General features: G+C 64.6%; 10 protein-coding genes. 6 read left to right on the forward strand and 4 right to left on the reverse strand.

Annotation, left to right across the window (positions count from 1 at the left end; all coding sequences use genetic code 11):
• Positions 1-142 precede the first annotated feature (142 nt).
• Entirely contained in the window at positions 143-1645 is a 1503-nt protein-coding gene (locus H7A19_19180; protein MCP5476956.1) for a hypothetical protein, read from the reverse strand.
• Positions 1646-1752: 107 nt separating this feature from the next.
• Positions 1753-2559, reverse strand: a complete 807-nt coding sequence (locus H7A19_19185) for a DUF3313 family protein (GenBank protein ID MCP5476957.1) — start codon at positions 2557-2559, stop codon at positions 1753-1755.
• Positions 2560-2785: 226 nt separating this feature from the next.
• Here H7A19_19185 and H7A19_19190 point away from each other — a divergent pair, with 226 nt between their 5' ends.
• The 3 genes from H7A19_19190 to H7A19_19200 are packed head-to-tail and all read left to right on the forward strand — an operon-like array spanning position 2786 to position 5307.
• Positions 2786-3568 carry an enoyl-CoA hydratase/isomerase family protein gene (locus H7A19_19190; GenBank protein ID MCP5476958.1) on the forward strand — a complete coding sequence of 261 codons (783 nt, stop codon included), beginning with the start codon at positions 2786-2788 and terminating at the stop codon, positions 3566-3568.
• Positions 3569-3577: 9 nt separating this feature from the next.
• Positions 3578-4492, forward strand: a complete 915-nt coding sequence (locus tag H7A19_19195) for an ABC transporter ATP-binding protein (protein ID MCP5476959.1) — start codon at positions 3578-3580, stop codon at positions 4490-4492.
• Entirely contained in the window at positions 4489-5307 is an 819-nt protein-coding gene (locus H7A19_19200) for an ABC transporter permease subunit (GenBank protein ID MCP5476960.1), read from the forward strand. The genes H7A19_19195 and H7A19_19200 overlap by 4 nt, the downstream gene beginning before the upstream one ends.
• Positions 5308-5689: 382 nt before the next feature.
• Here H7A19_19200 and H7A19_19205 read toward each other — a convergent pair whose 3' ends face one another.
• Together H7A19_19205 and H7A19_19210 are read right to left on the reverse strand one after the other, a co-directional pair.
• Positions 5690-6610, reverse strand: a complete 921-nt coding sequence (locus H7A19_19205) for an alpha/beta fold hydrolase (protein ID MCP5476961.1) — start codon at positions 6608-6610, stop codon at positions 5690-5692.
• Between the two features lie 31 nt (positions 6611-6641).
• Positions 6642-7271, reverse strand: a complete 630-nt coding sequence (locus tag H7A19_19210) for a TetR/AcrR family transcriptional regulator (protein ID MCP5476962.1) — start codon at positions 7269-7271, stop codon at positions 6642-6644.
• 325 nt (positions 7272-7596) lie between these two features.
• On the opposite strand from H7A19_19210, the gene H7A19_19215 reads away from it, so the two are divergent.
• The 3 genes from H7A19_19215 to H7A19_19225 all read left to right on the forward strand — a co-directional run bounded on the left by H7A19_19215 (position 7597) and on the right by H7A19_19225 (position 11741).
• On the forward strand, positions 7597-9219 hold the full coding sequence (locus tag H7A19_19215) for an alkaline phosphatase D family protein (protein ID MCP5476963.1): 1623 nt from the start codon (positions 7597-7599) through the stop codon (positions 9217-9219).
• A gap of 271 nt (positions 9220-9490) precedes the next feature.
• Positions 9491-10306: a M48 family metallopeptidase gene (locus tag H7A19_19220; protein MCP5476964.1), complete on the forward strand. Its 816-nt coding sequence runs from the start codon at positions 9491-9493 to the stop codon at positions 10304-10306.
• Between the two features lie 334 nt (positions 10307-10640).
• On the forward strand, positions 10641-11741 hold the full coding sequence (locus tag H7A19_19225) for a Glu/Leu/Phe/Val dehydrogenase (GenBank protein ID MCP5476965.1): 1101 nt from the start codon (positions 10641-10643) through the stop codon (positions 11739-11741).
• Positions 11742-11907 lie beyond the last annotated feature (166 nt).

Consider the following 11907-nt stretch of genomic DNA (forward strand, 5'->3'; position numbering starts at 1 on the left):
TGACCAGCCGTCACGTAACCCGCTGCGCGGGCAACGTGACCTACATCTATCCCGGCGGTAACCACAAGCTCCGCCAATCAATCGTCACGTAGCCCGCTGCGCGGGCAACGTGACCTACGTCCACCCCGACGGTCGGCCACCGTCAGGGGAAATCCACCCCATTCACGCGCGCCCGCTGCAGATCGATCAACACCTGCGGCGGCGCACCCGGTGTGGATGTAGTGGCGCGGGTGTAGATGGTTCCTACCTGCGGTGCCAGCCACAGGTCCATGTCCACGGTCGCGGTGACACCAAAGGTGGTGGTGACGATGTTGCGTTTGAACTTGCAACTGTTGAAGGTGCCGGCGGTAGCGGTCTTCACCTCGTCGGCTTCACGCTTGATCGTTTCCTGATACTGGGTGGTGTAGCTCAGCCCCGATCCATTGGAAGTGCCGGTATAGCTCACCGTGTAGGTTTCGTTGATGGCCGGCACCCGGATGAAGCGGGCCGGCGGATTGAAGACCGTGGTCAGAACAACCGCGCCGTTCTGGAATGCCTCGTTGCCCAGCGTCAGATATTCCGTGGGGGTGACTTGCTGGTAATAGCGATTGGTCAGCGTGCCATTGCCATCGAACTGCTCCAGCACGGTCACGCTCTGGCCTTGGAAGGTTCCCGGCCCGACCACGCGCTCGGTCACTTCGCCCACACCGTTGTTGGGGAGGCTGGTGCGAAAATCTCCGGCATTGAAGCCCGGGTCACACACCGCGAGACTGGCTCCGCCACCGCCACCGCCACCGCCGCCGGTGCTGTCGGCGCAGACCGACACCGGCGTTGTCTCGCCAACGAAGACCAGTCGAGTGATCGCCTTGCTCTGCGTGCTGCCGTCCAGCGTGTAGCTGAAGTTGCCGGTCTCACCATCACTGAAGCTGAGCGTGAAGCTGCCAACCGTAGGCACCGGGAAGCTGGTAGCGGGGCCGTTGATCATGTTGAAGGGCGTGCCGCTGGCGGGTCGATTGAGTTCGCCACTGAAGCTGCCGTCAGCCTGGCGTGTTGCCAGACCCGTCACCCACATCGCCTTGCCGTCGGCACCATAGGTGTACCAGGCGATGAAGATCAGATCCCCCTGATGAATGATGCTGATGCCCCAGCCTGATTCACTCTGCCGCCACCAGACATCGGTGTAATTGCTGGCGCTGACACGCGAGCCGGTGACAAAGGTGCAGGTGGGCGGATTGGCCACCAATGCCGCGCGCTCCAGGCGGCGCACCTGACTGATGTTGTCCAGCGTGTAGTCGAAGACCAGCTTGCCATCCGCGTCCAGGGAGATTCGCGCCTCGCCGCGAGCGTGGGTGCTGGTGTTGGCCTGAGCATTGGCGATCTGGCTGAAGGGGACGCCATCAAAGCTGTTGACTGCGCCCACATAACGGCCATCGGCCTGCCGCGTGGCTGCGCTGATCATCCACAGCACCTTGCCGTCGGCGCCATACACATACCAGGCAGCGAACAGGATGCTGCCCTGATGAACCACGTTCAGACCGTGGCCTGCTTGCGACTGGTCGTACCAAAGCGCCGTCAGATTGACCGGATCCGGCGTGGTTTGCGCCCTGGCGGGGTGAAAGGCCAATATCGAACACAGCAACAGACCCAGGCGCATCCAGATTCGCATCGTCAGACCTCGCAAGCTCGGCCGTGGCGGACGCCACTGGCTCTCAGACCCAGACTGGCAACTTGCGGGCGTTGAAGCAACTGTCCTTTGGTCGGCAATCGCTCACGTCACTCATCTTCAGCTTCGTCACCAATCGACACCCCCGACGCCGTGGCCGCACCCTCGTCGATGGCTTCCGGTGCCAGCGGCAACAACCAGGCCGCACCCCGGCCCGCCACACTGGCCGCGCCAAAGCGCTCCTGGCACAGCGCCCGGCCAGCCTTGATCTGATCCTGAGCGAGTCGCGGCCTGGGCGAATCCGGGTCGAATCCAGCGGCGACCAGCACTCGTGCCAGTTCCCGGGCGTAAGTCCCGGCGAGCTGGTAGGCATCGCCGATGGAGCTGATCTGAGGATTGTCGGTCACGGCGTTGGCACCGCGCGACCAGGTCTCGACCAGCACCGGCTGCCCGTCGGCCGCCGTGATCCGCGCCGCCATCGCCAGACCACCAAGGCCCGCCGGCAAACGGAATGGGCCGGGAACGACAATACCGGCCAGCGCCGAAAATCCGGCAGCGCCGCGACCGGTCGCGCGCATGCCGATGGGCTGCAGCTCTATGCTCAGATCGGCCGCGTGCTCACCCGTGACGATCAGGAAATAGCTGGACAAGCGCCGGCACAGATCACGGGCAGCACGGTTTGCCACCAGCGCGCTCTGCTCGGCGCTGATTGCCGGGTCGGCGAGATCTGCGCCCGGCAGGACCGCTGGAGGAGCGACGCTGCGAGCTGCCGCCAACAGCGAGGGCTGCAGAAAGCGATTGACGCGGGCGTGGCTGTCCGCGCGCACGGGACTCAGCTCGACCGGCGACGAGAAGCCGGATTGCTCCAGCTTCGGGGCGCTGGCGCAGGCACTCAGCAGCAGGGTGAGAAGGGACAACAGCAGGGGGCAAGGCGATATCGCGTTCAAATCACGCCTCTGGGCGACATTCCACGGCCTCTCAGACTAGTGCCCGGTCAGTGATGTCTGTGCGACCACCATGTGGACGGCAGGTTCAGCCCACGTGACCTGATGAAACTTGCAGAATGACCCTGGTAATTCCTGGCGACCTCATCAAACAGGCGGGCTAGACTCACCCCAGTTTTCCTTGAGGATTGCTTCAGCCATGACCTATGCCAATCTGCTGATCCAGGATCAGGATGCGGTACGCACCATCACCATCAACCGCCCGGACAAGCTGAATGCGCTGAACCAGGCCACCCTGCTGGAATTGCGGCAGGCCTTCGGCGAAGCCCGCGCCGACGCCAGCGTGCGGGTGGTGGTACTGACCGGGGCCGGGCCAAAGGCCTTTGTGGCCGGTGCCGACATCTCGGAACTGGCCGAACAGAGTGCGGTGGGCGCGCGCGAGTTCTCGCTGGTCGGCCAGCGCATGATGCGCGAGGTGGAAACCCTGGGTAAGCCGGTCATTGCCCGCCTCAATGGCTTCACGCTGGGCGGCGGCATGGAACTCGCCATGTGCTGCCATCTGCGCATTGCCGCCGAGCAGGTCAAGCTCGGTCAGCCGGAAATCAACCTCGGCATCATTCCCGGCTTCGGCGGCACGCAAAGGCTGACGCGCCTCACCGGGCGCGCGGCGGCGCTGGAACTGTGCCTGCTCGGTACGCCGATCTCAGCCGAACGTGCTTTCCAGCTGGGCATCGTCAATCGCGTGGTCCCGGCCGCAGAACTGGACGCCGAAGTGGCCAAAGTGGCGAGCCAGCTGGCCAAGGCTGCGCCCATCGCCCTGCGCGGCATTCTTGATGCCGTCATCCACGGTGCCGACATGGCGCTGGATCAGGGACTGAATTACGAAAGCCAGGGCTTTGCGGTGACCGCGTCCACCGAAGACATGCACGAGGGCACACGCGCCTTTCTGGAAAAGCGTGCGCCTGAGTTCAAGGGCCGCTGAGCCACGCCCATGCCATTGATCGAAGCCAGGGAGCTGGTGCGGCGCTTTGACGAGCGCGTCGCCGTGGACCGTGTGTCCTTCACCCTCGAAGCCGGGCGGGTACTGGCCCTGCTCGGGCCCAACGGTGCAGGCAAGACCACGACGATGCGAGTGCTGGCCGGACTCTTGGCGCCGAGCGAGGGCAGCGCTGTGGTTTGCGGTCACGCCCTGGGCCAGCGCGACCAGGACAATGACGCCATCCGCGCCCGCTGCGGCGTGGTCCCCGAGGCACCCGGTTTCTACGAGCGCCTGAGCGCTGCCGACAATCTGCGCTTCTTCGGCGGTCTGCACGGACTTGAACGGCGCGATATCGAAGCCCGAGTCAGCGCCGGGCTTGAACGATTCAACCTGCAGGATCGCGGCAAGGATCGGGTCGGCACCTATTCCAAGGGCATGAAGCAGCGGCTCAGTCTGGCCCGGGCGCTGCTGCACCAACCGCAACTGCTGTTTCTGGATGAACCCACGGCCGGACTGGACCCGCGGGCCACCGCCGAATTGCATGCGTTGATCCGGGATCTGCGCACCCAGGGCTGCGGCATCGTGCTCAGCACCCATTCGCTGGAAGAGGCCGAATCGCTGGCAGACGAGATTCTGGTGATCGATACCCGTACGCTGTTCTACGGCCACCCACAGGATCTGCAACCGCGAAAGCAGCTGGAAATCCAGATCCGCATGCTGGGCGAGTTGCCTGATGATCTGGTCTGGCCCTCGGGCTGCAAGCTGCTGGGAGCCGACACCGGCCTGGCGCGATTCGAACTGACCGATCCCAAGCGCGAGACACCGGCCCTGATTGCGGCACTGGTCAAGGCCGAGGTGCCGATCCTGGCGGTCGAACCGGTGCGCCGCGGCTTGCGTGAACGCTATCTGGAGTTGCTGAACCGATGAACACCGCGGCCAATGCCCTGCGCTGGATGCTCTGGCGTGAATTCCTGGACCAGCGCCAGAACCGAATGCTGTGGCCGGTGTACCTGATCATGCCCCTGATCGGTGCCGCCCTGCCGGCGTTGTTGGCACTGGGCAGCGCCGCCATGCTGGCCGGCAAGGCGCCAATCAAGCCGGAAATGCAGGCCATGGTGAATGCGGTGCGCATGCTGGCCTCGGCCAATGGCACCGATCTGGAACTGGCCGCCGCGACCCTGCTGCTGCGCATGTCGGCCGGCTATTTTCTGCTGATGCCGCTGGCCATCGTCTCGATCGCCGGCGCCTATGCCATCGTCGGCGAGAAACAGCAGCGCACCCTGGAGCCGGTGCTGGCCACGCCGATGTCGACCAATCATTTCCTGCTGGCCAAGATGCTGGCCGTCGCCGTGCCGGCCACGCTGATGTCATGGATTGCCGCGCTGGTCGGCGCTGTGGCCTCAGTCGTGAGTTTCTACTGGGCCAACGGCGTGCTGGTGTGGCCGGACATCTTCTACTGGCTGGCGGTGCTGGTGCTGGCGCCGGAGATCGGCGCCATGACCGCGCTGGTGTGTCTGCGGGTGTCGGCGCGCATGCAGGATCCACAGGCCGCCAACCAGGTCACGGCACTGATCCTGGTGCCGCTGCTGCTGCTCCTGTTCTCCGTGATCGGCCCGGTGCTGGTGCTCGATTTGCGCGCGCTGCTCGGCGCCTGCGTAGGTGGGCTGGCGCTGACCCTGGGGCTGTTCTACTGGGTACGGCGCGGCTTCAATCGCGAGGAGATCCTGTGCCGGTGGCGGTGACGACCGGTTGTCGGTTGTCGGTTGTCGGTTGTGGGTTGTTGGTCGGCAGCCCCTTGTGGGAGCGGCTTCAGCCGCGATGGTTGGCCCCGGCACACCGCAGGTGCTGATCGCGGACCAGGTCCGCTCTCACCAAGAATACGCTAACGCATTGATTCATAAGCCTCTAAAATAAGAGGCAAGGGGCAAGGGGCAAGGGGCAAGGGGCAAGGGGCAAACCTCGACGCATGATCTGACCGTGCCGCGACGTGGGTCCCCCGCCCCCTGCCCCCTGCCCCCTGTTTGATGAGCGAACAAGCGCACCGCCAGGGGCGACCGGGACTCCCTCAGGCTGTCCCGGGGCCCGATCCAGGCCCGTTGGCGTCATTGCGCCCCGACAGTCCGCTCAGGCATAGCCGTACACCAGCGCCTGGGTGGACACCACACGCTCGCCGATAGACTCTCCGCGCAGAAAGGCCATCCCGGAAGCAATGACCCGTTCATCGTTGACGATCTTGTGGTGGCCCAGGCCCTGCACGGTTAGCAAACGGGAGTCCGGCCAGAAGCGGGCGTAGCGCTCGCCTTCCTCCCAGGGCACATCGTGATCGACCAGGTCGTGCACGATCAGGGCCGGCTGGGTCAGGTGCGGCGCCACCCGATGGATGGCCAGATCATCCATGGCCTGTCCGGTGTCCTGTTCCAATTGTTGCTGCAAGGCCGAGCGACCGTGCTCCGGCAATGCAATGGCCCGGGCGAAGCGGCGCAGGGCTGCGACCCCATCGGCAGCTGGCGCGATCAGGATGGCGCGCTCGGCCTGCATGCCTCGACGCATGGCGATGGCCACCGCCGCCCCGCCGAGCGAGTGTCCGATCGCCGCTGCCAGGGGCCCGATCTGCGCCGCCACAGCCTGCACCGTGCTGGCAAAGCCCGGCAGGGTGATGCGCGTCGGCCGATTGCGGCCATGGCCAGGTTGATCAAAGGCCACCACCGCGTAACCCTTGGCCTGCAGGGCCTGGACCCAGGGCAGAAATCGCAGTCCGAAGCTGGACCAGCCATGCGAGATCAGCACCGTGGGTGTAATCCCGACCTCGCCCCAGCGATACACGGCAATCGACTCGCCAGCGTGCTCCAGCCGGTGCATCGTCGCTCCGCCGAGATCGGCGTCGGCGGCGCGCGTGCGGGAACTGCCAAAAGGCGTGCAGAACAGTTGCTTGGCCCGGGTCGCGGTGGTTCCAGGCGCGACAACGCTGCCCACGCGTACGGCCGCCCGCAGCGGCCAGGGCACTATTGAGTTACGAACGGTCGTTCTATTTTGAGACGAAGCCATGGGAGTCATCCTTCGATGGATCAGCGCACGCTCAGCGCGCGGAAGAGTGTGTTGCTGCCGTGATTGAATCCAGCAAGCGGGCGACCCCTGCCTCCACGCGCGGCAGCGCGCGTGTCCTGCCGACCAACTTGACCTCGTAATGGAAGGCCAGCATCAAACCGTGCAGTTCAAAGGCGAACTGCTCCGGATCGACGTCAGCGCGAGTGTGACCCTGTTCCACGGCCATCGCGACCGCACGACCGATTTCCTGACGCAGATGCGAGACATAGCCCATCACGCGATCCCGCACCGGGCCCGGCCGATCATCGAACTCATGCACTGCAGCCCCAATCGGGCAGCCGCGATCCTCACCGTAACGCAGAGTACGCCGGATCCAGGCCGACAGGATCGCGCGCAACCGCGGCAGCCCGCGGCGCTCGCGCAGCGCCGGCACGAAGACTTCATCAGTAAACTGGCGCACCGCCACTTCCAGCACCGCCAATTGCAGATCCTCGCGGGAGCCGAAATGGGCGAACAGACCGCTCTTGGACATGCCGGCCGCCTCGGCCAGGGTGCCAATCGTCAAGGCATCCAGCCCTTTGGCCTCGGCCATCTCCAGCGCCCGCCCCAGGATCATCTCCCGGGTGGCGGCGCCCTTGCTGGAATGGGTGTCGGTGCTCATGACTGAATCTTAGCACGACCGTTCGTTTTCTTTCCGTGAATGGATGACACGGGGCACGGGGCACGGGGCACGGGGCACGGGGCACGGGGTACGGGGTACGGGGTACGGGGTACGGGGTACGGGGTACGGGGTACGGGGTACGGGGAAAGGCTACGGACTTTGAGCTTTTGCGGGTCCAGACTCGTCTGGACGCTCTTGCTGACATGCCGGAGAAGCCCGTCCAGACAAGTCTGGACCTGCCATAGCCCGGAGCCAACGTCGTGCGTGATTTCGTCTTGCCACACTTCGCTGGCAGACTGCGTGTTCGTGCATCTGGAGCAGGACCATGAACAGGCTCACCGAGTGGATACGCCATCTGTCGCGCCACACCTCGCTACCGCGCGATCCCCTCGCCCGCCGACGGTTCCTGCATCAGGCGGCCTGGACCACCGCCGCCATCGCGCTGGGCGGCGGTCTCGGCCGGCCCGTGCTGGCGCAATCGGCTGCCCGGGTGCGCTTCGTCGCCGAACCGTTCACGCTGGGCGTGGCCAGCGGCTATCCACATGCGCACGGTTTCAGCCTGTGGACACGCCTGGCGCCAGCCCCTAGTCTGGCGAACGGCGGCATGGGCGAGGATCGGGTGCCGGTGCGCTGCGAGATTGCCGACGATGAGCAGTTTTCGTCGATTCGGCAGTCGCTGAATTTCGACACGGCGCCTGAAGTGGCCCACAGCGTGCATCTGGACATCGATGGTCTGGATCCGGCCCGCACCTATTTCTATCGATTCCTCAGTGGCGATGCCGTCAGCCCGGTCGGGCGCACGCACACGCTACCCGCTGACGGCTCCGCGCTGGAGCGCTACCGGATTGCCTTTGCCAGCTGCCAGAACTACGAGCACGGCTATTTCAGCGCCTATCGACAGATGCAGCGCGATCAGCCCGATCTGGTGCTCTTCCTGGGTGATTACATCTACGAGAGCCAGTGGGGCGACGACCCGATCCGACGCCACCTCGGCGCCGAAGCGGCCACCCTGGACGGCTACCGCCAACGCCATGCGCAGTACAAGCTTGATCCTGATCTGCAAGCGGCCCATCTTCGCGGCCCCTGGGTGTTCGCCTGGGACGATCATGAAGTCGACAACGACTACGCCGGTGAGCAGTCGGAGAATCTGGACCCGGCCTTCCTGCTGCGCCGCGCCGCCGCCTATCAAGCCTATTTCGAGCATATGCCGGTGCCCCGACGCATGTTTCCGCGCGGCGCCGACATGCGCCTGTACACGCACTTCGATATCGGTGATCTGCTGCGCGTCTACCTGCTCGATGATCGCCAGTATCGAACTCCGCAGGCCTGTCCCAAGCTCAATCACCACGGTTCGCAGGTGCTCAGCAACTGCGCCGGACTGGGTAATCCCGAGCAGACCCTGCTGGGCCCTGCCCAGGAGGCGTGGCTGGGCCAGAGCTTCCGCAGCAGCCGTGCGCGCTGGAATCTGATCGGGCAGCAAACCTTGTTTGCGCCCATGGATGAAGATCCCGGCGCCGGCCGCGGGTCCTGGACCGATGGCTGGGATGGCTACCCACTGGCCCGAGAGCGCCTGCTGGCACAGCTGAAGAGCAGTCAGCTGAAGAACCCGGTCATTGCCGGCGGCGATGTGCATGCCGGCATCGTCGCCGCGGTGCCGGGCGATGCACGAAACTTCGAATCGAAGCCGGTCGCCAGCGAATTCGTGGCCACCTCGATCTCGGCCGACGCCCGTCCACAGTCCTACTACGATGAGCGCCGCGCCAAGAATCCGCATATCCGTCAGGTCCGCAGCGACCAGCGCGGCTACACCCTGCTCGATTTCGACACCCAAGCGGTGCAGGCCAAGATGCAGGTGGTCAGCAATGTGCGCGTGCGTGATCCGGAATTCCTGACTCAGGCCAGCTATCGGGTCGAGGACGGACGACCGGGACCGGTGCCGCTGACCTGAGATCTGGAGCCGGGCGGACGTGAATGGCCGCCGGCAGTCCGTACAGCAGTTCTTGTCCGCAAAGGACGCAAAGGACGCCAAGAAGAGCATTTGAACCGGGATCAGGAGCAATTCCGGTCGCGACTACAAAATCCAGATCTGCTTTCCTTTGCGTCCTTTGCGTCCTTTGCGGACCCGCTCTTGGCTTGATCACGCTCTTGATCAGCCCAGCAACATTTCAGGACTGCAGCGCTTGCCGCAGAATGCCCCTTCAAGATTCACGGGAACCCCGATGCAGATGGTGAAGCGATTGAGCGTACTGATTCTCACGGCAGCGCTGCTGCAAGCCTGCGGCGGCGACCGCGCAGAGCGCCCGCAACCGGTGATGATCGAGCCCGCAGACATGACCGATATCGGTCGCACGGCCTTCGAGCAGATCAAGGCCAAGAGCACGATCAGCGCCGATTTTGAATCGCAAAGCAGGCTGCGCTGCGTGGTCGGATTGCTGGTTGCAGAATTGCCCGAAGAAGCCGGTGACTGGGACTGGCAGACCGTGGTCTTCGACGATCCGGCGGTCGATGCCTTTGCTCTCCCCGGCGCTGCCGTCGGCATCAACAGCGGCATGCTGGATCTGTTCGACGACGAAACTGAACTGGCAGCGGTGCTCAGCCATGAACTGGCTCATCTGCAACTGCGACAGCCGGCGGCACGGGTATCAGCGGCTTTCACGGTCTACAACGCCATTGCCGCGGTGCAGACCTATCGTGGCGCCCAGGGGCCGCAGCAGTCGCGCACCCTCTACGCGCTGTTGGGATTGGGCTCGCGCGTCGGCCTGCCATTGGCCTACGCCAGTGCCGACGAATCGGCGGCATTTCGCGCCGGCCTGGAGCTGTCAGCCCGCGCGGGCTACGATCCGGCGCTGTCGCTGCGATGGTGGCAGAAGCTGGTCGCTGCGCACGGCGACAGCCGCCCCGCCTGGCTCAGTCTGCACACCGATCCAAGTTCGCGACTGGCGGAACTGCAAGTGCTCATGCCCCAGCTTCGCGCCCTGTTCGAAACGGCTCGTGCCAGCGGCAAGGCTCCCGACTGCAGATCTGCATCAGGCTGACACCAGCCCGGTGGACTCTCCGAATTGACCCAGAACAAGGACAGACGGCACGCGCTGCAGGACCATCCGGAAGTGCTGACTGCCGCCGCCAACCCTACGCCCGCGTATGTAAGCCATTGGCTGAACTGGATTCACGATTGTCACAAATCTGTCTTGGGCGCCATCACACTTGGGGGTATAGTCCGCGCCGCTTGCATCCCGGGAGGGCGATGCTGAGCGTCCGCTGCACCGGTGCCGCGCAGAGCTGATCGCGCGCCCAGCCTTCCCTGCATTTCGCTCCATCGCCAGTGCGCCTGTGGGCGCGCTGCCCGTGAAACTAATTCGAGAGAAAGCCATGGTATTCGAGTCGATTGGGACGTTGGGCCACGAGCAGGTCGTGTTCTGCCACAACAAGGACGTGGGCCTGAAGGCAATCATTGCCGTCCACAACACGACCCTCGGTCCGGCCTTGGGTGGCTTGCGCATGTGGCCCTACAAGACAGAGCAGGAAGCCCTCAATGATGTGCTGCGGCTGTCGCGTGGCATGACCTACAAGGCCGCAGTGGCCGGCCTGAACCTCGGCGGCGGCAAGGGCGTGATCATCGGTGATCCGTCCAAGGACAAGTCCGAGGGACTGTTCCGCGCCTTCGGCCGCTTCGTCAATTCGCTGGGTGGTCGCTACATCACCGCCGAAGACGTGGGCATTGATGTCAATGACATGGAATACGTGTTCCATGAAACCGACTATGTCTCGGGCGTGCACCAGGTGCACGGCGGATCCGGCGATCCCTCGCCGTTCACGGCCGCCGGATCGCTGCAGGGCATCATGGCCAGTCTGCATGTGCGCTTCGGCAACGAGGACATCGGCAAGTACAGCTATGCGGTGCAGGGCGTCGGACACGTCGGCTATGAGTTGGCCAAGCTGCTGCGCGCAGAAAAGGCCAAGGTCTTCGTCACCGACATCAACCGCGCCTCCGTGCAGCGCTGCGTCGAGGAACTCGGCTGTGAGGCGGTCGCGCTGGACGAGATCTATGACGTCGATGCTGACGTCTACAGCCCCTGCGCGCTGGGCGGAACAGTCAACGAGAAGACCATGGACCGCTTCAAGTTCAAGATCGTCTGCGGCGCTGCCAACAATCAGCTGGCCACCGACGAGTGCGGTGATGAACTGGAACGTCGCGGCATCCTCTACGCACCCGACTATGCGGTGAATGCGGGCGGCCTGATGAATGTGTCGATCGAGCTGGACGGCTACGACCGCGAGCGCGCCATGCGCATGCTGCGTTCGATCTACTACAACGTCGGCACCATCTTCAAGATTGCCAAGCGCGACGGTATCGGCAGCTGGAAAGCCGCCGACCGCATGGCCGAAGAGCGCATCAACACCATGGGCAAGGTCAAGCTGCCGTACATGGGCAGTGCCAGGCCGATGTTCAAGGGGCGTACGCGAGGCTGAGTACGGGGCACGGGGCACGGGGCACGGGGCACGGGGCACGGGGCACGGGGCACGGGAAAGGCTACGGGCTCCGGGCTCTTGTAGGTCCAGGCTTGTCTGGACCTGGAAATGAGCCGGGACCGGCGTGTTTGCGATCCCGGACCCCGCCGCTGCTCTTGTCGCCTGT

The sequence above is a fragment of the Rhodanobacteraceae bacterium genome, assembly GCA_024234055.1.
Classification (GTDB): domain Bacteria; phylum Pseudomonadota; class Gammaproteobacteria; order Xanthomonadales; family SZUA-5; genus JADKFD01.

Bases quoted from the DNA above. Each gene is read 5' to 3' on its own strand.
- H7A19_19180 (MCP5476956.1), bottom strand. From the start codon at position 1,645: ATGCGAATCTGGATGCGCCTGGGTCTGTTGCTGTGTTCGATATTGGCC.
- H7A19_19190 (MCP5476958.1), top strand. From the start codon at position 2,786: ATGACCTATGCCAATCTGCTGATCCAGGATCAGGATGCGGTACGCACC.
- H7A19_19195 (MCP5476959.1), top strand. From the start codon at position 3,578: ATGCCATTGATCGAAGCCAGGGAGCTGGTGCGGCGCTTTGACGAGCGC.
- H7A19_19200 (MCP5476960.1), top strand. From the start codon at position 4,489: ATGAACACCGCGGCCAATGCCCTGCGCTGGATGCTCTGGCGTGAATTC.
- H7A19_19205 (MCP5476961.1), bottom strand. From the start codon at position 6,610: ATGGCTTCGTCTCAAAATAGAACGACCGTTCGTAACTCAATAGTGCCC.
- H7A19_19210 (MCP5476962.1), bottom strand. From the start codon at position 7,271: ATGAGCACCGACACCCATTCCAGCAAGGGCGCCGCCACCCGGGAGATG.
- H7A19_19215 (MCP5476963.1), top strand. From the start codon at position 7,597: ATGAACAGGCTCACCGAGTGGATACGCCATCTGTCGCGCCACACCTCG.
- H7A19_19220 (MCP5476964.1), top strand. From the start codon at position 9,491: ATGCAGATGGTGAAGCGATTGAGCGTACTGATTCTCACGGCAGCGCTG.
- H7A19_19225 (MCP5476965.1), top strand. From the start codon at position 10,641: ATGGTATTCGAGTCGATTGGGACGTTGGGCCACGAGCAGGTCGTGTTC.